The following is a 19076-nucleotide window of genomic DNA, read 5'->3' as shown; positions in this document are numbered from 1 at the left end:
AGGAAAGCAGGTCTTGAGCGCAACGCAAGCGGAAAATGCATGCAGATCATGCGTTGGGTGCATGTATTCCCTTAGGTCAAGTCTCGGTCGCGCGCCTGAAGCAGGGCGGGCGCTCCACAAGCCGCAAAAGCAGCCTGCAAAACGCAGAAAGCCCGGCCAAGGCCGGGCTTTCGCAACAGAAGGCGTGGCAGACCGCCCGGAGGCGGGCCAGCCTCAGCGGGCGCGCGAGCGCACCTGGAAGACGTCGAAGCTGAGCTCCGCCACCTGCCACCAGAGATACTGGTCGCCGCGGAAGGCAGCCATCGACTCGATGGCCTTCTTGAAGTCGGGGTTCTTGGCGGAGATCTCGCTGTAGAGCTCGTTCGAGGCCTTGAGGCAGGCTTCGAGGATCTCCTGCGAGAACGGACGCAGCTGCGTGCCGGCACCGACCAGACGCTTCAGCGCCGACGGGTTCTGCACGTCGTACTTGGCGGCCATCTGAGTGTTGGCGTAGGTGCAGGCGGCGGTCAGCGCGGCCTGATAGGTCTTCGGAAGCGCGTTCCACTTCTCGAGATTGACGAAGGCGTGCACGGTCGGGCCGCCCTCCCAGAAGCCGGGATAGTAGTAGAACGGGGCGACCTTGGAGAAGCCGAGCTTCTCGTCGTCATAGGGGCCGACCCACTCGGCGCCGTCGATCGTGCCCTTTTCCAGCGCCGGATAGATGTCGCCGCCGCCGATCTGCTGCGGCACGACGCCGAGCTTCGCCAGCACCTGGCCGGCGATGCCGCCGATGCGCATCTTCAGGCCCTGCAGGTCCGCAGGCGTCTTGATCTCCTTGCGGAACCAGCCGCCCATCTGGGCGCCGGTGTTGCCGCAGGGCAGGCCGTAGATGTTGAACTTCTTGTAGAACTCGTTGAACAGGTCGTTGCCGCCGCCCTGGTAGAGCCAGGCGTTCTGGCCGCGCGCATTCAGGCCGAACGGCACGGACGCCGCCACCGCGAAGGTCGGGTCCTTGCCGACATAGTAGTAGGACACGGTGTGGCACATTTCGACCGTGCCGTTGGTCACGGCGTCGGCAGCCTGCAGCGCCGGCACGATTTCACCGGCCGCGAAGACCTGGATCTGGAACTTCCCGTCGGTCAGGTCCGAGACCATCTTGGCCATGACCTCGGCGCCGCCATAGATCGTGTCGAGCGACTTCGGGAAGGAGGAGGCCAGGCGCCACTTCACCTCGGGGTTCGCCTGGGCGACAGCCGGGGAGGCGATCGCGGCGGCGGCGGCACCGGCGGTGGCGGTCTGGATAAACTGACGACGCTTCATAGGGGGACATCTCCTCGAGAGTTGTGGCGGTTGGGGGGCGGTTCATCCGCCCTCGCCAAGCATTGAGACTTGCTCAGCTTTCTAGAGGAACGCTGCGCCATTCGCGAGCCTTTTCGCTGAGGTGGTCTTCGACTTTCAGCTAGGGCGGCTCATGCTTTGGCAGGCCCCGAAAGCTCGGCTACAACCGCTGCCGTCACGGGCGGCCGCCGCCCCCGGTGCAGGACGCAACGAGGCAGGGCATGGATCAGGACAAGCTCGCGCAGCTGAGGCAGCGCTACGCCGGGGCCAGCGGCGCCGATATTCACGATCCCCACTTCGCCAGGGTCGCCGCCGGCCAGTTCCAGGGCGACAAGCGCAAATGGCCCTTCTCGGATGTCGCGACCTTCCTTGGCGCGCCCTATCGCCCGGATGCCCTCAGCACCCCGGGTCTCGGCGGCCTCGACGTTGCGATCATCGGCCTGCCCATGGATCTCGGCGTCACCAACCGCGCCGGCACGCGCCTTGGCCCCCGTGCCGTGCGCGCCATCGAGCGCATCGGCCCGATGGATCACGTCATGGGCACGGCACCGCTGACGATGCTGAAGGCGGCCGATATCGGCGACGTGCCCTTTCGCTCGCGCTACTCGCTGGAAAGCTGCCACGAGGACATCGAGGCGACCTTCCGCACCATCGTCGAGGCCGGCGTCTCGCCGCTCGCGGTCGGCGGCGACCATTCGATCACCTATTCGATCCTCAGGGCGGTCGGCGCCAGGCGCCCGGTCGGCATGGTCCATATCGACGCCCATTGCGACACGTCCGGCCCCTATGAGGGCTCGAAGTTCCACCATGGCGGGACGTTCCGGCAGGCGGTGCTCGACGGCGTGCTGGATCCGCAGCGCGTCATCCAGATCGGCATCCGCGGCGGTGCCGAATATCTCTGGGAGTTCTCCTATGAGAGCGGCATGACCGTGATCCATGCCGACGAGGTCGACGGGCTCGGCATTGAGGCCGTGATCGCCAGGGCGCGCGCCGTCATCGGCGACGGGCCGACCTATGTCTCCTTCGACGTGGATTCGCTCGACCCCGCCTTCGCGCCGGGTACCGGGACGCCCGAAGTCGGCGGGCTGACGCCGCGCGAGGCGCTCGCCATCCTGCGCGGGCTGAAGGGCGCCGACATCGTCGGTGCCGACGTCGTGGAGATCGCCCCGCAATATGACGCAACCTCCAACACCGCCCATTGCGCGGCACAGGTGCTCTTCACCGAACTCTGCCTGATCACCGAGGCGAGGGCGCTGGGTAAGGGGCGGCCCTGAGAGGGGCGCTCACGCTTTCCGGGCCAGCCAGATGATGTGGCGGGCTCCGGACTTGCCGCGATGGGCCCGCACCATCACCTCCTCGACGGCGAAGCCGGCATGGCGCAGCCGCCCCGTGAAACGCCGGTCGGGACCCTGCGACCAGACCGCCAGGATGCCGCCGGAGCGCAGCGCCGCCTTGGCCAGGCCGAGGCCGCCATCCTCGTAGAGCCGGTCATTGGCGGCGACCGTCAGCGCCTCCGGCCCATTGTCGACATCGAGCAGGATCGCGTCGTAGCGCCCGGCGCCGTCCGCGATGACGCGGCCGACATCCTGCACCGCGATGGTGACGCGGGGATCGTCCAGGCAGCCCGCGAACAGCTCCGCCATCGGCCCCCTGGCCCATTCGACAACGGCCGGAATCAGTTCCGACACGGTGATCTCGGCCTCGGCCGGAAAGCTCGCGAGCGCCGCGCGCAGGGTGAAGCCCATGCCGAGCCCGCCGATCAGGAGGCGCGGCTTCGTCCGCCCGGCAAGCCGCGTCGCGACGAGCGTGGCGAGGGCTTCTTCCGAGCCGCTGAGACGGCTGTTCATCAATTCGATCGTGCCGAGCATGATCGAGAACTCGGCGCCGCGCCGCTTCAGCCGCAATTCGCGTCCTGCGGCGCCGGGCAGGGTGGCCGTGTCCAGCAGGGTCCAGGGGATCACGGGCTCGTCTCGCGGTCGGAGGGGCTCCCGGCGCGGGAGGATGCGGGGGTGGTAGGAGAGCGCGGCGCCGTCGTCCAGAGCCGTGTCCTCGATGCCGGGCTGGTTCCGCATTGCCGCACCGGGCGGGGAGCCTGCCGCATAATTCGGCGCGCGGGCTCACAAAAGCTGCTCGCGCCCACTTGCGGCCTGCCCGCGGCATCGCCCAATCTGTGGGCAGAGCCGGCAACGGGACCGCGAAAGCCCGGCCGGCCGAACCCAATGGGAGGTACCATGAAAGGTTTCGCACGAGTCATCGCCGTCGCGCTGCTGACGGCCGTCGGAGCCAGCGGCGCCCTGGCGCAGGCCAAGGAGTGGAAGGAAGTCCGGATCGGCACCGAAGGCGCCTATCCGCCCTTCAACAACCTGAACGCCAAGAAGGAACTGGAAGGCTTCGAGATCGACTACGGCAACCTGCTCTGCGAGCGGATGAAGGTGAAGTGCACCTGGGTCGTGCAGGACTGGGACGGCATCATCCCGGCGCTGCTCTCCAACAAGTACGACATCATCATCGCCGGCATGAACGCCACCGACGAGCGCAAGAAGCGCGTCGACTTCACCTCGGTCTACACCAAGACGCCGATCTGGATCATCGGCCCGAAGACGACGACCTCGACCGACGTCTCGCCCGCCGCCCTGAAGGGCAAGGCCATCGGCGTGCAGGGCTCGACCGTCCATTCGAACTATGTCGAGAAGGTCTACAAGGATTCCACCGCGCGTCCCTATCCGACGCAGGAGGAGGCGAACCTCGACCTGCTCAGCGGCCGCCTCGACTACATCATCGCCGACTCGCTCTCGCTCGAGGATTTCCTCAACGGCAAGGGCAAGGACTGCTGCAAGAAGATCGGCGAGATCACCCGCGATCCCGCGATCCACGGCCCCGGCGTTGGTGGCGCCGTGCGCAAGGATGACACCGCGCTGAAGGCGCTCTTCGACAAGGCCATCGCCGAGACCATCGCCGACGGCTCGCACAAGAAGATCGCCGACAAGTATTTCAAGATCCCGATCCTCTGATCGGTTCGGCATTCGCGGCCGGCGCGGTTCCCCCGCGCCGGTTCACGCTTCCAAGGCCCGGCACCCCCCATCGATGTTCGACAAGTTCGCGCTCCTCGGTTTCGGCGATGGCGGCTGGGGGCTCGCTCTGCTCCAGGGCGCCGGCATCACCATCTCAATCGCGCTCGCGACGCTTCCCTTCGGCCTCGCGCTCGGGCTGATCGTCGCGCTCGGAGCCCGCTCGCAGCGCGCTGTGCCGCGCATGCTGGCAACGGCTTACACCACCGTCTTCCGCGGCGTGCCCGAGCTTCTGACGCTCTACATCATCTATTTCGGCGTCCAGGTCCTGCTGCAGGAGGCCTGGCGCTGGCTCGGCCTGCCGGGCTCCTTCTCGATGCCGCCCTTCGTCGCCGGCATGGTCGCGCTCGGCGTGGTGCTGTCGGCCTTCTCCAGCGAGGTCTGGGTCGGCGCGCTCAACTCGATTCCCAAGGGCCAGCGCGAGGCTGCAGCGGCGCTGGGCCTGTCCAAGGGCCAAGCCTTCCGCCTCGTCGTCTTCCCGCAGCTGATCCGCGTCGCGCTGCCCGGCCTCGGCAACAACTGGATGGTGCTGCTGAAGGAGACCTCGCTGGTCTCGGTCATCACCCTGCCGGACATCATGTTCATCACCACCCGCGCCAATGTCGCGACCAAGGAGCCGTTCCTGTTCTTCGGCGCGGCGATGGCGATCTATCTGGTCTTCTCGATGATCTCGGCCTGGGGCATCGGCCGGATGGAGGCCCGCGCCAACCGCGGCATCGCCGCCTTCGGGGGCACGACGCGATGACCTGGTGCGAGTATCCCGGCTGGGCCGTCGGCAGCGAGGTCCTGCAGAACTATGGCTGCCGGATGGCCACCGGCGTCGGGCTGACGCTCCAGCTCGTTGCGATCTCGGTGTCGCTGGGCTTCCTGCTCGCGATCGGGCTCGCCGTGGCGCGGCTCTACGGGCCGCGCTGGGCGCAGGCCCTGATCAACGGCTACACCACCTTCTTCCGCGGCACGCCGCTGCTCTGCCAGCTCTTCCTGGTCTATTACGGGCTCGGCCAGTTCCGCCTGTTCTGGACCGATATCGGCCTGTGGTGGTTCTTCCGCGAACCCTTCTACTGCGCGCTGCTGACTTTCGTGATCAACACGGCCGCCTATCAGGCCGAGATCCTTCGCGGCGCCATCCAGTCCATCCCGCGCGGCCAGTTCGAGGGCGCACTGGCGCTCGGCCTCCACCGCTGGTCGAGCCTGCGCCACGTCATCCTGCCGCAGGCGATGATTCTGGCGCTGCGCCCCCTCGGCAACGAGCTGATCGTGATGATCAAGTCGAGCGCGCTGGCCTCGCTGGTGACCCTCTACGACCTGATGGGCGCGACGAGGCTCGCCTTCTCGCGCTCCTTCGACCTGTCGATCTACCTCTACGCAGCGCTGATCTATCTGCTGCTTGTCGAGATCGTCCGCCGCGTCTGGGACCGGCTGGAGCTGAGGCTGACGCGCCACATGGCCCTGCGCTGAGGGCCGGCCGCGGTCGCGGTCAGGCCGGCAGCGTCAGCACCATCGCGCCATTGGCGGTGGCCACCAGCGTGTGCTCGTACTGCACGGTGGGTGCGCGCGGCTCGCCATAGAGCGTCCACGGATCATCGCCGTTCTCGGCCCAGTTCGCGCCCAGCGAGAGGAAGGGCTCGATGGTGAAGACCTGGCCCTTCTGCATCACCCGCCGCTCGGACCGGTCTGGCCAGGTGGCGAGTTCCTTCGGCTCCTCGTGGAGCGAGCGCCCGACGCCGTGGCTCGCGAGATTTCGCACCAGCGTATAGCCGTTCTTCTCGGCGAAGCGGCCGATCGCATTCCCGATGCCTGACAGCGGCTTGCCGGCGCCGACCTGCCCGATCCCGACCCAGAGCGCGCGCCGCCCGTCGCGGCAGAGCCGCTCCGTCCTGCGGGCCACGGGTGGCACGGCGAAGGAAGCGCCCGTGTCCGAATAGAAGCCGGCCTTCTCGGCGGAGACGTCGATATTGATGAGGTCGCCGGCCTCGATCCGCCGCGCGCCGGGGATGCCATGGGCGATCTCGTCATTGACGCTGATGCAGGTCGCGCCGGGGAAGTCGTAGTCCAGCTCCGGCGCCGAGCGCGCACCCTCGCGCTCCAGCAGGGCCCGCCCGATCCGGTCGAGCTCGGCGGTCGTCATCCCGGTTTCGATTGCCTTGCCCATGGCGGCCAGCGTCTGCGCGACGATGCGGCCGATGTCCTGCAGGCTCTTGAGGTCGTCGTCGTTCGAGATCGTCATGGCGGGTGCCTAGCCGCATCCCGGAACGCTCACAACCGACACCGCGTCATCGCGCATATGCGGCAGCACAGCCGCGCGCCTTTGCAGAGCGCCGGCCGCAGGGTAAAGCGCTGATCGAAATCAGAACAATCCAGCGGAGCGAAACATGGCCAAAGTCGCGTTCATCGGTCTCGGCGTCATGGGCTATCCCATGGCGGGTCACCTCAAGGCCAAGGGCCACGAGGTCACCGTCTACAACCGCAACCCGACGAAGGCTCAGGCCTGGGTCTCGCAGCATGCCGGCGTCTCGGCGCCCACGCCCGCCGACGCGGCGAAGGGCCAGGAGATCGTCTTCGCCTGCGTCGGCAATGATGACGACCTGCGCTCGGTGACGCTGGGCGAGCAGGGCGCCTTCGCAGGCATGGAAAAAGGTGCGATCTTCGTCGACCACACCACGGCGTCGGCCAATGTCGCGCGCGAACTCGCCGCGGCGGCGAAGGTCGGCGGCTTCGGCTTCGTCGATGCACCGGTTTCCGGCGGCCAGGCGGGTGCGGAGAACGGCGTTCTCACCGTGATGTGCGGTGGCGAGCCCGAGGCTTACGCCCGCGCCGAGCCGGTGATCGGGTCTTACGCCCGCATGTGCAAGCTGATGGGCCCTGCCGGCTCCGGCCAGCTCACCAAGATGGTCAACCAGATCTGCATCGCCGGCCTCGTCCAGGCGCTGTCCGAGGGCGTCCATTTCGCCAAGCGCGCCGGTCTCGACGTCGAGACCATGCTCGAGGTGATCTCGAAGGGCGCTGCCGGCTCCTGGCAGATGGAAAACCGCGGCAAGACGATGAATGCCGGCAAATTCGATTTCGGCTTCGCCGTCGACTGGATGCGCAAGGATCTCGGCATCGTGCTGGAGGAGGCTCGCCGCAACGGGGCGCAGCTCCCCGTCACCGCGCTGGTCGACCAGTTCTATGCCGAGGTCCAGAAGCTCGGCGGCCGTCGCTGGGACACCTCGAGCCTGATCGCCCGCCTGGAAGACTGAGGATATGGCTAGCCCGCGCCGCGTCAGCGGCGTGGGCTCGTGCCACGCCGGCCGAAATAGACCGCCACGAGTCCGGTCAGGGTCAGAACCCACATCAGCACCACCAGCGAGGGTGGCCAGATCGTCACCAGCCAGCTGATCAGCACCGTCATCAGCGCGCTGAGCCCGAGCTGGATCGCGCCCATCAGGCCGGCGGCCGACCCGGCGAGTTCCGGTCTGGCGGAGAGCGCCTCCGCCGTCGAACCGGGGATCGTCATGCCGTTGCCGATCGAGTTGATCGCGAGCGGCAGGAACAGCATCAGCGGCGACCAGGCGGGGCTCAGCGACAACGGCACCGCGACGGTCATCGCGATCGAAGAAATGACGAGCCCCAGCCGCACCATGCGCGGCGCGCCGATTTTGACCACCAGCCGCGCCATCGCGAAGTTGCCGACCATGTATCCCGCAGCATTGAGGATGAAGAAGGCGCCATAGGTGTCGCTGCCGCGCCCCATCGTCTCGACGACGATATAGGGCGCTGCCGCGATGAAGGCGAAGAAGGTCGCCGAACTGGTCGAGACGGCCACCACGTTGAGGACGAAAACGCGGTTGGTTATCAGCTCGGGGAAAGCCCGAAAGACCCCCAGCAGCGGCGTGCGCTGCCCCAGGTTCGGCGCGGTCTCGGGAAGGCGGGCGAGTGTCAGCATCAGCGTGACCACGCCGCTCGCCGCCATGAACCAGAGGATCATCCGCCAGCCCAGCGCCGTCTCGATCTGCCCGCCGAGCCAGGGCGCGATCATCGGTGCGACCACCATCACCATCGTCACCGTGGCGATCTGGCTGGCCGCCTCGTCGCGGCTTGCGGTGTCGCGGATGATGGCGCGCGACAGCGCGAAGACGGAGCCCGAGCCTGCGCCTTCCAGCACGCGGGCCAGCAGCAGCACCTCGATCGAGGGAGCGAGCGCCCCGAGCACCGAGCCGGCGATGAAGAGCACGATGCCGGCATTGACGCAGGGCCGCCGGCCGAACCGGTCGGAGAGGGGGCCGCTGACGAGCTGGGTCAGCGCGACGGCGACGAGGAAGAAGGTCAGTGCAAGCTGGATCGTGGCGTAGCTCGAGCCGAAATGGCGCGACAGCGCCGGTGCGGCGGGGGCAAGCAGGTTGAGCGCGATCGGCTGCAGAGCCGACATCGCGACCAGGACGGTGAGGGTCGGCTTGAGGGCGCTGGCGTTCATGTCGGGGGCGTGCTCGGCAGCTTGAGCTGGGACTGCGGCACGACCCGCTGCCGGTGCATGGTGTAGAGCCCGCTCGCCACGATCATCGCAATGCCGAGCCCCGCCAGCGCATCGGGCACATGGCCCCAGACGGCATAGCCCATGATCACCGCCAGGATGACGACCGAATAGCGGTAGCCCGAGACGACCCCGACATCGGTGTTGCGGTAAGCGCTGATGATGCAGATGCTGCCCGCGGTCATCAATGCGGCCGCGGCCGCGACATAGCCCGTCTCGCGCCGCCAGACCGGCTGCCAGACCTCGAAGAACCCATACGCACAGGCGACGAGGCCGACGATCGCCGTCGTCATCAGCGCGATCACCGTGGAGGGGATCTCGTTGCCGATCCGCCGGGTCAGCAGGTCGCGCGCGGCGGCCATGGCGGCGCTGATCAGGGCGACGAGGGCCGCGGCGTTGAAGGAATCCGTCGCAGGCCGCAGCACGACCAGCACGCCACAGAAGCCGAGGAAGACAGCCAGCGTCCTGCGCCAGCCGACGCGCTCGATCCGCAGCACCACGGCCAGAACCACGATGATGATCGGCGATGCCAGCAGGATGGCGGTCACGTCCGCCAAGGGCATCTCGGCCAGCGCCCAGATGAAGGTCAGCGTCACGCCGGCATCGATCAGCCCGCGCAGCAGCACGATCGGCCGGAACGCCAGCCGCAGCTTGGGGCCTTCCTTGAACAGAATGACGAGGCTGAGCGCGCTCAGCAGCGCAAAGCCCGTGCGCAGCGTGATCGCCTGGCCGGCCGGATAGACCTCACGGGCGAGTTTCATCAGCGCGTCGTTGCAGACGAAGAGCGCCATCGCGGCCAGCATGGCGATGATGCCGCTTCGGTTCTGCTCGGGGCTGGCCACGCGGCTCGGTTCTTTCGTCTCAGGCCGCGAAGCGCGCCAGCGAGAAGGGCGCGAGGTCGAAGCGCGATTGCCCGCTGTCGGAGAGATCGGCCAGGATCTCGCCGATCGCGCTGGCGAATTTGAAGCCGTGCCCCGAGCAGCAGGAGGCGAAGACCGCCTGCGGCACGCCGGGCACGCTGTCGATGATGAAATCCTCGTCCGGCGTCACGCTGTAGAGGCAGCCCTTCAGCGTCAGCGGTTCGCCCGCCGCATCCGGCAGATAGCGGGCGAGGCAGGCGCGGATCAGCTCGACCTGGCGCGGGCTCGGCGTGCGGTCGTCCTCGCGCGGATCCATCGGCTCGCGTCCGAAATGTGGCCCGCCGAGCTTGAAGCCGGGATGCTCGTAGAGCGGGAAGCCGTAGAAATTGCCTTCCTCAACGGTGAGGATGAAGACCGGAAAGACGCCTTCGCGGTAGAGCTCGGGCTTGCGGGTGGTGAACCAGCCGATCGCCTGGCGCACCGTCGTCACCGTCTGCGCCAGCGAAGGCACGGCATCGGCGATCCAGCCGCCCGAGGTGATAACCAGCCGTCCGGCGCTGTAGGTGCCGCGCGCCGTCCGCACCGTCACCCCGCCATCGGCGGTCGGCGACCAGTCGAGCATCGGCTCGTTGGTGCGGATCTCGGCGCCGCGCGACTGGGCGAGGCCGACATGGGCGAAGATCGCCTTCTCGGAGGCGACGAAGCCGCCGCCCGGCTGCCAAAGCCCGATATGGCCCGATGGCAGGGTGAAGCCCGGAAAGCGCCGCGCGAGCTCCTTCGCGTCGAGCTGCTCGTGCTCGAGCCCATGGTCCAGGCAGGATTGCAGCGAGGATTCGACCTGGCCGGCGCCGGCCGGCGCGAGATCGAGCGAGCCGGTGACATGCAGCAGCTTCAGACCGGCCTCATCGCCCGTCTTCCGCCAGAGTTCATGCGCGCGCTGGACGATCGGCACATATTTCGAGCCCTCGAAATAGGCCAGCCGGATGATCCGTGTCAGCCCGTGCGAGGAGCCCATCGTGTGGCCGAGATCGAAGCGCTCCAGCCCCAGGACGCGCAGGCCGCGCTGCGCCAAATGCCAGCAGGCGGCCGAGCCCATGGCGCCGACACCTGCGACGATCACGTCATAGCTGTTGCTGTTCATCGGAGGTTCGCTCGGCAGGTGATGCGGGAGGGGAGGGATCGACGGGAGCGGCAGGCAAGCCGCGTCCCGAGCCTTAACCCGACGCGCCGCGACGGTCCATGCTCGCCCGTGCAGGGCGGCCCGTCGCGGCATGGTGGTGAGCCTTTGTTAACGATGTCCGACCATAACAGGGCATGGCTTGAGGAACTGGGTGGGGTGATGCACCGAAGGGTTCGACGCTGGCTGAGCGGTCGAAGCCGGACGGACGCCGACGACCCCGTTTCGGCTGGGGCGTCGCCGCCCGCGGCCGGCCCCGCATTGGCCGTTGCAACCACGGATACCGTCGATCGCGAGGCCGTCGCCGTCCTCGAACAGGACGTCGTGGCCGCGATGCGCCGCCTTGCCGCCGATCTCGGCGAGGCCGAGCACTACTCCACCGAATCCGAGACGCGCTCCAGCGTGATCCATGAGCGCGTGCTCGGCATGCGCGAGGCCACCGCCACCGCGAGCGCCAATTCGGCCGCCCTCGTCACGGCCTCGCGTCAGGTGTCGGATGCCGCCGGGCAGATCGGCTCCTCGATGAACCATGCCCGCGACCGGCTCGACGCCGCCGCCACGCGGGCGGGCGAGGCCACCGAGATGATGACCGGCCTCGCCATCGCGACGGCCGAGATCCGCGGGATCGTCGATTCCATTGCCGAGATCGCCCGCCAGACCAATCTGCTGGCGCTCAACGCCTCGATCGAGGCGGCGCGTGCCGGCGAGGCCGGCCGCGGCTTCGGCGTCGTCGCCCAGGAGGTCAAGGTCCTCTCGGTCGAGGTACGTGAGGCGGTGGAGAACATCCGCAACCGCGTCGACCGCCTCACCCAGGCCGCCCATGGCTCTGCGGCCATCGTCACGGACGCGCTGCAGATGGTCCGGGACGTGAACCCGGTCATCGCCGCCATCGGCAACGCCTCTCAGGAACAGGCGACCGCAACCGCCGAGCTGTCCCGGAACGCCGGCGAGACCGCGCGCTTCGTCGACACGGTGGTGCAGCGTGTCGAGGAGATCGACCGCGTCGCGCTCTCGGCGGCGACCGAGAGTGCCAATGCCCGTCGGGCGACCGCCAAGGGCGCGAGCCTGGCGGACGGGATGCTGCGGCGCTTCATTCCGACTCTTCGCCACTCCTCCTTTGCCGACCGCCGCGTCCATGACCGATTCCCGGTCGAGCATGTGGTCAAGGCGAAGCTGGGCCCCGACGATTTCACCAGCCACACCATCGATCTCGGCCGCGGTGGCGTTCTGATCGTGCGGCCGGATGGGCGCAACCTTGTCCCGGGATTGCGCGGCACGATCGAGATCGCTGACCTTCCGCCGATGCCCTGCCGCATGGCCGCCGCAACCGATCTCGGCCTTCACATGGCCTTCGACCGTCAACTCGACGACCAGGCGGCGCAGCTCGACGAGATGATCGGGTCGATCGAGACGGGCTACCGTCCGCTGATCGACCGGGCCCAGGGCTTCGCCGCCGAGGTCGTGGCCTGCTTCGCCGAGGCGCTGGCGAGCAAGCAGCTGACAGAGGCCGATCTGTTCGACGTCGACTATGTCGCCATGCCGGACACGGACCCGCAGCAGGTGCGCAACCGCGCCCTGCCGGTGCTGGAGCAGATCCTCCCGCCGCTCCTGGCCCGGACGGTGGCGCGCGATCCGCGGTTGCTCTTCACCGTGCCGATCGACCGCAACGGCTTCATCCCCGTGCACAACACGGCCTATGCGATGCCGCAGCGGCCGGGCGATCCGGTCTGGAACGCCGCGCATTCCCGCAACCGGCGCATCTTCGACGACCGCGCCGGTATCGCGGCGGCGCGCTCGGTGCGGCCTTTCCTCGTCCAGTCCTATCTGCGCGATATGGGCGGCGGCGTGACCGAGATCGTCCGCGAGGTCGATGCGCCGGTCCGTATCAACGGCCGCCACTGGGGCGGCGTGCGCATGGCCTACCGGATGTAGCGCGCCGGGCTCTAGAGGCGCTCCCAGACGAAGGGAATGCCCGAGCCGCGCAACGCCTGCTGCCAGAGGGTGCTGGCCTGTTCGAGCCGCTGCGGCTCATAGACGCCCTGGACCTGATGGACCTGGAGCTGCCAGCTGCGGGCGTCCGAATCCTGCCAGACCTTTCCGACGAGGCGCTTCAGCCGCTCGCCATCGCGCGCTCCCGGCGCGGAGCCGAAGAACGTGAACTGCCCGGAGTTCTGCAGCATGTCCGAGACGAGCACGAGCGCCTTATCGCCTTCGCGCACGCGCGTCTCGGGTCGCGAGGCGACGTCGCCCACCGCCTCGACGATCGGCGAGAGATTGCCCTTCGCCGGCTGGGTCAGCACCGACAGGGCCTCGTCGAGCGGACGGCCGAATTTCTCGACCCAGCGCAGATAGTCGCGGCGGGGATTGCCGATCAGTTCGCTGGCGGTCCGTCCGGGATTGCACAGCGACAGCAGCGGCGGGAAGCCGGGCTCGAACACGTCCTTGAAGACATAGATCGAGAGCATCCGGTCGGCGGGCAGGGTCTCGCCGATCTGCTTGACCAGCCGTTTCAGCCGTCCGGACTGCACCTCGCTCCACGGATCGCTCTTGTCGACCAGGACCAGCGTGTGTCCGATGGCGCCCGTCTTCAGGCACAGGCTGTCGGGGTCCCGCGGCGGACCCTTGAGCAGCGAGGGCGCGGCGAAGAAGCCGACCAGCGCCACGCCGGCGAGGATGGAGGCGACGATCGCCCAGCTTTCGCTCTTCATCGGCCGTTCGTCTTCTTTCGTCTCTGGGCGCGGGCCTGCGCTACGGGGGCTGTCTAGCCGGGGCGGGCGGCGGCGTCACCCGAGCGGTCCTGCGCGGCGCCACGGCCTGTGGATCAGCGCGGGGCGGCGGCGAACTCGTCCCGGATCTGGCGACGCGTCGCCTCGTCCTGCTCGAAGGCGTCGCGCCCGGCCTCGGCGGCGCGCGCCTTCAGCCGCTCGATTTCCCCGGCCAGGTCGAGCCCCCGCACCAGGGCGAGCTGCTCGCGCAGCTTGGCTTCCACCAGCGCCGGCATCGTGGCGAGCTGACGTTCGAAATCGTCGATCGCGGCCCGCAGCGCCGCATATTCGGCCAGCGCCACCGGCTGGTCGATCTCGGACACGTTGAGGTTCTGCGAGAAATAGGCCGGCGGTATGTCCGTCCGCACCCGCAGATTGGCCTCGCGGTACTGCATCAGCGCGGCATCCTTCGCCGTGCGCAGCTGGGTCAGTCGGGCTCCATAGAGGTCGCGCGCCTCGTCGGCGGCGGCCTTCACGGCCTGCAGGCGGGTGCTTTCGCGGGCGCAGTCCTCCTTGAAGCCGTCGATGCGCGAGCGCACCGTCTCCAGCTCGGGCAAGAGCTCGGCATCGAGCCGGCGCCGCTCCTCCTCCACCGCGCTCCAGCGCTGGCGCCAGCGCTGATAGGCGGCGCCATGGCCGGGATAGGTCCCGAAGGCGGAATAGCCCTTCACCGCCGCGGCGAAGGCGACCAGGCAGCCGATGATAACGAGCGCCGCCGATTTCAGCTCGGTGATCGCGAAGGGATCCGCCATCAGCCGCGGCAGGACCTGCAGCGAGCGGGCATCGGGCGTCGCGATCAGCATCTCGCGGTAATGCCCGACGGCGAGGTTGAACATCACGATCAGGACGATCAGCGCGACATAGGCGGGCAGGGCCCACAGCAGATGCGACGGGCGCACATGCTGGCAGTAGCGCGCCGGCCCGAGCCCCGTCAGGAAGCCCAGCGCGATGTTGAGCGCCGAGATGATGACGGCTGTCGCCGCGCCACCGACGAGACCGAACTCGCTGGCCTCCGCGAAGAAATTGCCGTTCAGCAGGCTCTCCAGCGTCAGCGGCACGATCAGGAACAGCAGGATGAACTGCCATTTGTCGACCTTCGGGTCGGCCGATCGCCTGTGGGTGTAGTTGAAGAACTCGTATTCGCGCTTCGCCTTCAGCGCGTCGTAGACGCGCTGCTCCAGCTCTCCGCCATGGCGGTTGAGCAGCGCGCGCATCGCGGCCTCGATCGAGCGGATGCGGCCCTCATAGCGCTCCTGCGTGAACTGCTCCCGCCGCGCGGCGATCTCGGCCCCGAGGCCGTTGAGCGTCGCGGAAGCCTCCTGCCGGATCGCGGTGAACAGTTCGATGACGCGCGAGAGCAGCGTCAGCTCCGTCTGCGAGGGCGAAGCGGAACTCGCGGGCGGCTGGTTGTCCAGCGCGTCGCGGGCGCCGTGATGGCCGGCCTGCACCACCTCGGCGAGGTGATGGGCGGTGATCGGCGGAATCGCGCCGGCCGTGCCGCGGTCAGACGCCATGGGCCTCTCGCATCAGGAAGCGCCGCGCCTCGACGACATCGACATGGAAATCGCGGAAGCGCCGCCAGCCGGGGTTGCGGTAGCGACGCTCGAACCAGACCGTCAGCGCGAGCAGAACGGCCGTGATGCCGAAGGTCGCCGCGGCGTCGCCGCCGAGCGCATCGCCGGCATTCAGCCGCAGCAGCGTGACGGCGACGGCCAGAAATGTCGCCAGCGCCAGAAGGGCCGCGATCCGGTGGCGGCCGAGATCGCGCGCGAGCTGCAGGGTCAGGCCAAGGCCCGCCGTGGCCGCCAGGGCGGCGAGTTCGAGAACGAGCAAGAAGGCAATAGCGGCGGCGAGCCAGGCCCCGATCCCGGTGGGGGAGGCCGGCAACAGCGTCAGATGGACGGTCCAGGCAGTCGAGAGGGCCAGAGCGAGGCACCCGCAAACCAGCAGCGCGACGAGTGCCGACGGGAGCTTGAGGTCCGGCCAGAGCCGTCGCGCGATGATCGCGAGCCGCGCAATCTGCGTCTCGAGCACGAAATGCCAGACGGATTGCCCGGCCGAACGCAGCCGGGACCACAGGCTCCTGATCATCGGACGCTCGCAACCTCCACCACGGAACCAAGGTCGGGGCTTTGCCGCGACGCGTCAAGGCGCCGCAACGTCAGGCAAAAGCCCCGTCGCGCTTGGTTTCCAGGCCGGAAAATCGCCCTCAACCGCCGGTGACGCTCATATGGCGCCCGACGGCCGGCTTCGCGCGGCGACGGTCGATGACGAAGTCATGGCCCTTCGGCTTGCGCGCGATCGCCTCCTCCATCGCCCTGTGCAGAAGCGCGTCGTCTGCGGAGGCGCGCAGCGGCGCGCGCAGATCGGCGGCATCCTCCTGGCCGAGGCACATATAGAGCGTGCCCGTGCAGGTCAGCCGCACGCGGTTGCAGCTCTCGCAGAAGTTGTGCGTCATTGGCGTGATGAAGCCGACGAGCCCGCCGGTCTCCTGAACGCGGACATAGCGGGCCGGCCCGCCGGTGCGGTAGGGGTCCTCGACGAGGTTGTACTTGTCCATCAGCCGGGCCCGCACAACCGAGAGCGGCAGGAACTGGTCGATGCGCCCGGGCTCGATCTCGCCGAGCGGCATCACCTCGATCAGCGTCAGATCCATGCCGAGGCCGTGAGCCCAGACCATCAGGCTCTCGATCTCGTCCTCGTTGACGCCCTTCAACGCAACCGCGTTGATCTTGACCCGCATTCCCGCCTTGCGGGCTGCCTCGATACCGCCCAGCACCTTGTCGAGATCGCCCCAGCGCGTGATCTGGCGGAACTTGTCGGGGTCGAGCGTGTCGAGCGAGACGTTGATCCGCCGCACGCCGTAATCGGCCATTTCCTGCGCGTAGCGGTCGAGCAGGGAGCCGTTCGTGGTCAGCGTCAGCTCCTCGAGCGCGCCCGAGGTCAGGTGGCGCGAGAGCGAGCGGAACAGGCTCATCACGTCGCGCCGCACCAGCGGCTCGCCGCCGGTCAGGCGCAGCTTGCGCGTTCCCCGCGCGATGAAGGCCGTGGCGAGGCGGTCGATTTCCTCGAGCGTCAGCAGGTCGCGCTTCGGCAGGAAGGTCATGTCCTCGGACATGCAGTAGACGCAGCGGAAATCGCAGCGATCCGTCACCGAGATGCGCAGATAGGAGATGTCGCGGCCGAACGGGTCGGTCAACACGGGCCGCGCCAGGGGCGCGATACCCGGCCGTGCGGCGGCATCTGGCAGAGGGCTGTCGAGAAGCACGATCGGCAACTGTCCGTTCGGTGGCCGGGTTTGCGGCAGGCTTAAACCCATCCCGGCATTGCGTTGAGCCGGAGACATTGGCATTGCAGCCGCCGAGGTCAAGCGGGAGCGATCGTCGCGGACCGCCAGCGGAGTGTCCATCATGTCGTCCTGGCCGACCGAGATCCGTCTCTCGAAGGACCGCCGCACCCTCCACGTCAGCTTCGACGATGGCGCGAGCCACGCGCTGGCCGCGGAGCTGCTGCGGGTCGAAAGCCCCTCGGCCGAGGTCCAGGGCCATGGCCCGACGCAGAAGAAGACCATCCCCGGCAAGCGCGAGGTCGAGATCCTCAAGGTCGAGCCGGTCGGTCACTATGCCGTGAAGCTAACCTTCGACGACATGCACGACACCGGCATCTTCGGCTGGGACTATCTTCGCGAGCTCGGTGAAACCGGCGGATGCGAAGTTCCAGGCCTATCTCGACGCGCTGGAGGCGCAGGGCCTGTCGCGGGAGCCGCAGCGCCGCCGCTGAGGCCTCCCTCGGGCCTGCGGCTCAGTAGAGCTTCAGCCCATCCATCGTCGAGACATGGGCGGAGATCACCTTCCAGCCCAGCTCCGGGAAGCGCACCCAGCTCTGGCTCTGCCGGCCGACGAGGTCGCGCCCGCGCACCTTGAACTCGAGGTTCACGGTGGCGATGTCGCGGCCCAGCGTCAGGATCTCCAGCCGGATCCGCTTTTCCTTGATGCCCGGCCCGGGCGGGCGGGCGACGCGGTGGGCATGGATCTCGTCGAAGCCGTAGCCGTTCTCGTGCAGCGCGTAGCGGATCGTGTGCGGGCTGTTCCAGAAGGTCGCGTCGAGCACGTCGACATTCTTGTCGATCAGCGCCTGCTCATAGGCCTCGAACAGCGCCGAGACCTCGGCGACGATTTCGGGACGGTTCGGGGTGAGATCGGTCATGCGGCAGCTCCCATGGCGCGGGCGACGGCGATCAGCGAGGCGTCCGTGCCGCGCCCGCCGATGATGGAGAGGCCGACAGGGGCGCCGTTCACGGTTGCGCCGGGCAGGCTGACCTGCGGCGAGCCGGTGAGCCCACCCTGCGAGCAGAGGCAGCTGATCCGGTCCTTGAGCGGCTGCAGCGCCGGCTGCGACAGCCCGCGCAGCGGTGCCGGGAAGGCGGTCGTCGGCAGGCACAGGATCGTGCCCGGCGGCAGCAGATGGCGCAGCCGCGCGCGGGCCTCAAGCCGCATCATCTCGGCCCATTGCCGCTCGCCTTCGGGCATTCTAGCGCCGTTGAGCAGGCCCGCCACGACGCTGAAGGCCATGCGCGGATTGGCGGTCTCGACCCAGCCGCGGAAGGTGTTCCAGGCCTCGACCGGCTGCAGCGTGCGCTGCGCCCGCGCCCAGACGGACAGGCCCTGCGGCGCCATGATCTCCTCGCGGACCTCGCCGACGATCCGGCTCAGGCGCGCGACCATGGGCTGCAGCGCCTCCGCCACCTCGGGGTCGGCGAAGGCGAAGGCGTCCGTCGCGATCAGCAGCCGCGTCGGCAGCGCTCCCGGAGCCTCGCCCAGCAGCGCGGTGGAGACGCGGGCGAAGGTCTCGGCATCGCGCGCGAACCAGCCGGTCGTGTCCGAGCTCGGCGCCTGCGGCAGCATGCCGGTCGTGTCCAGGCGGCCATGCGTCGGGCGGATGCCGTAGAGCCCGCAGAAGCTCGCCGGCACGCGAACGGAACCGCCCGTGTCGGTGCCGAGCGCGGTGTCGCACAGGCCCGCTGCTACCGCCGCGGCCGAACCCGAGGAGGAGCCGCCCGGCACGCGCTCGGGCGCCGCGGTGTTGATCGGCGTGCCGTCGAAGGCGTTCTCGCCGAGAATGCCGAGCGACACCTCGTCGGTGATCGTCTTGCCGATGAAGCTGGCGCCGGCGTCGAGCAGGGTCTGGACGGCCCAGGCATGGCGCTGGGGGACCGGATTGACCATCGCCCAGTCATGATTGCCGCCGCCGGTCGGCAGGCCCGCGACGTCGAACAGGTCCTTGACCGCGAAGCTCAGCCCGTCGAGTGCCCACCCGGCCTTGCCCGAGAGCGGCATCAGCGTGCCGGGTACGAAAGCGTTGACGGTATCGTCCATGATC

Annotated in this window: 18 protein-coding genes and 1 pseudogene; 7 read left to right on the top strand and 12 right to left on the bottom strand. The window is 68.5% G+C overall.

Translation table 11 applies throughout. The annotated features are described in order from the left end of the window. Positions 1 to 213: 213 nt before the first annotated feature. Positions 214 to 1299, bottom strand: a complete 1086-nt coding sequence (locus ABIE41_RS21195; RefSeq protein WP_192642210.1) for a TRAP transporter substrate-binding protein — start codon at positions 1297 to 1299, stop codon at positions 214 to 216. A 239-nt stretch (positions 1300 to 1538) separates the two neighbouring features. Here ABIE41_RS21195 and speB point away from each other — a divergent pair, with 239 nt between their 5' ends. Further along, positions 1539 to 2591, top strand: a complete 1053-nt coding sequence (gene speB / locus ABIE41_RS21190) for an agmatinase (RefSeq protein ID WP_192642209.1) — start codon at positions 1539 to 1541, stop codon at positions 2589 to 2591. Between the two features lie 9 nt (positions 2592 to 2600). Here speB and ABIE41_RS21185 read toward each other — a convergent pair whose 3' ends face one another. Continuing rightward, positions 2601 to 3278, bottom strand: a complete 678-nt coding sequence (locus tag ABIE41_RS21185) for a spermidine synthase (RefSeq protein WP_192642900.1) — start codon at positions 3276 to 3278, stop codon at positions 2601 to 2603. Between the two features lie 270 nt (positions 3279 to 3548). Here ABIE41_RS21185 and ABIE41_RS21180 point away from each other — a divergent pair, with 270 nt between their 5' ends. From ABIE41_RS21180 to ABIE41_RS21170, 3 genes are all read left to right on the top strand, one after another. Continuing rightward, a complete protein-coding gene (locus ABIE41_RS21180) occupies positions 3549 to 4328 on the top strand; it encodes a transporter substrate-binding domain-containing protein (RefSeq protein WP_192642208.1) in 780 nt (259 codons plus the stop codon). A 73-nt stretch (positions 4329 to 4401) separates the two neighbouring features. Further along, entirely contained in the window at positions 4402 to 5130 is a 729-nt protein-coding gene (locus ABIE41_RS21175) for an ABC transporter permease (protein ID WP_192642207.1), read from the top strand. Then, complete coding sequence (locus tag ABIE41_RS21170; protein ID WP_192642206.1) at positions 5127 to 5843, top strand: ABC transporter permease; 717 nt, start codon at positions 5127 to 5129, stop codon at positions 5841 to 5843. Before ABIE41_RS21175 ends, ABIE41_RS21170 begins: the two co-directional genes overlap by 4 nt. A gap of 19 nt (positions 5844 to 5862) precedes the next feature. On the opposite strand, the gene map is transcribed toward ABIE41_RS21170, so the two are convergent. Then, positions 5863 to 6612 (bottom strand): type I methionyl aminopeptidase, encoded by a 750-nt coding sequence (map, locus tag ABIE41_RS21165; RefSeq protein ID WP_192642205.1) that lies wholly within the window; start codon positions 6610 to 6612, stop codon positions 5863 to 5865. Positions 6613 to 6757: 145 nt separating this feature from the next. Here map and ABIE41_RS21160 point away from each other — a divergent pair, with 145 nt between their 5' ends. Further along, positions 6758 to 7624: an NAD(P)-dependent oxidoreductase gene (locus tag ABIE41_RS21160; protein ID WP_192642204.1), complete on the top strand. Its 867-nt coding sequence runs from the start codon at positions 6758 to 6760 to the stop codon at positions 7622 to 7624. A 23-nt stretch (positions 7625 to 7647) separates the two neighbouring features. On the opposite strand, the gene ABIE41_RS21155 is transcribed toward ABIE41_RS21160, so the two are convergent. Genes ABIE41_RS21155 through solA form a run of 3 tightly spaced genes read right to left on the bottom strand, consistent with a single transcriptional unit; the run spans position 7648 to position 10896 of the window. Next, complete coding sequence (locus ABIE41_RS21155; protein ID WP_192642203.1) at positions 7648 to 8838, bottom strand: multidrug effflux MFS transporter; 1191 nt, start codon at positions 8836 to 8838, stop codon at positions 7648 to 7650. Continuing rightward, positions 8835 to 9737 (bottom strand): DMT family transporter, encoded by a 903-nt coding sequence (locus tag ABIE41_RS21150; RefSeq protein WP_192642202.1) that lies wholly within the window; start codon positions 9735 to 9737, stop codon positions 8835 to 8837. Before ABIE41_RS21150 ends, ABIE41_RS21155 begins: the two co-directional genes overlap by 4 nt. A gap of 19 nt (positions 9738 to 9756) precedes the next feature. Further along, positions 9757 to 10896, bottom strand: a complete 1140-nt coding sequence (gene solA, locus ABIE41_RS21145; protein WP_192642201.1) for an N-methyl-L-tryptophan oxidase — start codon at positions 10894 to 10896, stop codon at positions 9757 to 9759. Between the two features lie 297 nt (positions 10897 to 11193). Here solA and ABIE41_RS21140 point away from each other — a divergent pair, with 297 nt between their 5' ends. After that, positions 11194 to 12864 carry a methyl-accepting chemotaxis protein gene (locus ABIE41_RS21140; RefSeq protein ID WP_192642200.1) on the top strand — a complete coding sequence of 557 codons (1671 nt, stop codon included), beginning with the start codon at positions 11194 to 11196 and terminating at the stop codon, positions 12862 to 12864. 11 nt (positions 12865 to 12875) lie between these two features. Here the strand turns inward: ABIE41_RS21140 and ABIE41_RS21135 are convergent, their stop codons facing one another. The 4 genes from ABIE41_RS21135 to moaA all read right to left on the bottom strand — a co-directional run bounded on the left by ABIE41_RS21135 (position 12876) and on the right by moaA (position 16896). Continuing rightward, entirely contained in the window at positions 12876 to 13640 is a 765-nt protein-coding gene (locus tag ABIE41_RS21135; RefSeq protein WP_192642199.1) for a hypothetical protein, read from the bottom strand. 113 nt (positions 13641 to 13753) lie between these two features. Then, positions 13754 to 15211 carry a hypothetical protein gene (locus tag ABIE41_RS21130; protein ID WP_192642198.1) on the bottom strand — a complete coding sequence of 486 codons (1458 nt, stop codon included), beginning with the start codon at positions 15209 to 15211 and terminating at the stop codon, positions 13754 to 13756. Then, entirely contained in the window at positions 15201 to 15788 is a 588-nt protein-coding gene (locus ABIE41_RS21125; RefSeq protein ID WP_192642197.1) for a hypothetical protein, read from the bottom strand. The genes ABIE41_RS21130 and ABIE41_RS21125 overlap by 11 nt, the downstream gene beginning before the upstream one ends. Positions 15789 to 15906: 118 nt before the next feature. Next, complete coding sequence (gene moaA, locus ABIE41_RS21120) at positions 15907 to 16896, bottom strand: GTP 3',8-cyclase MoaA (protein ID WP_465247098.1); 990 nt, start codon at positions 16894 to 16896, stop codon at positions 15907 to 15909. A gap of 211 nt (positions 16897 to 17107) precedes the next feature. On the opposite strand from moaA, the pseudogene ABIE41_RS21115 reads away from it, so the two are divergent. After that, positions 17108 to 17477 (top strand): annotated as a pseudogene (locus tag ABIE41_RS21115) (gamma-butyrobetaine hydroxylase family protein). A 21-nt stretch (positions 17478 to 17498) separates the two neighbouring features. Here ABIE41_RS21115 and hpxZ read toward each other — a convergent pair. After that, positions 17499 to 17903, bottom strand: a complete 405-nt coding sequence (hpxZ, locus tag ABIE41_RS21110) for an oxalurate catabolism protein HpxZ (RefSeq protein WP_192642195.1) — start codon at positions 17901 to 17903, stop codon at positions 17499 to 17501. Then, positions 17900 to 19072 (bottom strand): amidase, encoded by a 1173-nt coding sequence (locus ABIE41_RS21105; RefSeq protein ID WP_192642194.1) that lies wholly within the window; start codon positions 19070 to 19072, stop codon positions 17900 to 17902. Before ABIE41_RS21105 ends, hpxZ begins: the two co-directional genes overlap by 4 nt. Between the last annotated feature and the right edge of the window lie 4 nt (positions 19073 to 19076).

The sequence above is a fragment of the Bosea sp. OAE506 genome (assembly GCF_040546595.1).
In the GTDB taxonomy this organism is placed as follows: domain Bacteria; phylum Pseudomonadota; class Alphaproteobacteria; order Rhizobiales; family Beijerinckiaceae; genus Allobosea.
Note: the sequence above shows the minus strand (reverse complement) of the source record. Positions and strands in the feature narration are given on the sequence as shown.